At 67.7% G+C, this 1,427-nt stretch carries 1 protein-coding gene; it reads left to right on the top strand.

What is annotated here, in order from left to right:
• On the top strand, nucleotides 1-1,427 hold a 1,427-nt coding region (locus TSH20_RS33510; RefSeq protein WP_199232454.1), incomplete at both ends, for a hypothetical protein.

Raw genomic sequence — 1,427 nt, 5'->3', positions numbered from 1 at the left:
CTCGGAAGCGCTGAGCATCGTCATCGGCGGCGTTCCGACCGGCGCGATCCTCAGCGCCGGCACGCACAATGCCGACGGGACCTGGACTCTGACTCCGGCCCAGCTGACCGGGCTGACGATCACGCCGCCGTCGAACAGCGATGTCGATTTCGACCTGACCGTCACCGCCATCGCCAAGGACGGCGTCGCCGTCGAAGCGACCAAGAGCGAGACCCTGCATGTCACCGTCGATCCGGTGACCGACATGCCGACGCTGAGCGTCACCAGTGCTCGTGGAAGCGAAGACACCGCCATCGCGCTGACGATCAGCCCGGCGCTGACCGATACCGATGGCTCGGAAGCGCTGAGCATCGTCATTGCCGGCGTTCCCACCGGCGCGACGCTCAGCGCCGGCACGCACAATGCCGATGGGACCTGGACCCTGACCCCGGCGCAGCTTGCCGGCCTGACCATCACCCCACCGTCGAACAGCGACGTCGATTTCGACCTGACCGTCACCGCCATTGCCAAGGACGGCGTCGCCACCGAAGCGACCAAGAGCCAGACCCTGCACGTCACCGTCGATCCGGTGACCGATACCCCGACGCTGAGCGTCACCGCCGCCACCGGCAACGAAGACACCGCCATCGCCCTGGCGATCAACCCGGCGCTGACCGATCTGGACAGCTCGGAGACGCTGAGCATCACCATCAGCGGCATCCCCGCCGGTGCAACGCTCGCCAACACGCTGAACGGCGCGCTGACGGTCACCGGCGGCTCGATCACGCTGACCAAGGATCAGCTTGCCGGCCTGACCGTCACGCCGCCGTCGAACAGCGACCTCGACTTCACCCTGACCATCAAGGCTACGGCCAAGGACGGCACTGCCGATGCGGTCTCGGTGACCCAGACGCTGCCGGTGACCGTCAACCCGGTGTCGGACACGCCGACGCTCACCGTCACCGCGGCCCAAGGCAATGAAGACACCGCCATCGCCCTGACGATCAGCCCGGCCCTGACCGATCTGGACGGCTCGGAAGCGCTGAGCATTGTCATCGCCGGCGTTCCTACCGGTGCGACGCTCAGCGCCGGCACGCACAATGCCGACGGAACCTGGACCCTGACCCCGGCCCAGCTGACCGGCCTGACCATCACCCCGCCGTCGAACAGTGACGTCGATTTCGACCTGACGGTGACCGCCATTGCCAAGGACGGCGTCGCTGCCGAGGCGACCAAGAGCGAGACCCTGCGCGTCACCGTCGACCCGGTGACCGACACGCCGACGCTGAGCGTCACCGCCGCGCAGGGCAATGAAGACACCGCCATCGCGCTGACGATCAACCCGGCCCTGACCGACACCGACGGGTCGGAAGCCTTGAGCATCCGGATCACCGGCATCCCCGCCGGCGCCACGCTCGCCAACACGCTGAACGGCACGCTGACGGTCA

The sequence above is a fragment of the Azospirillum sp. TSH20 genome (assembly GCF_003115935.1).
Classification (GTDB): Bacteria; Pseudomonadota; Alphaproteobacteria; order Azospirillales; family Azospirillaceae; genus Azospirillum.
Note: the sequence above shows the minus strand (reverse complement) of the source record. Positions and strands in the feature narration are given on the sequence as shown.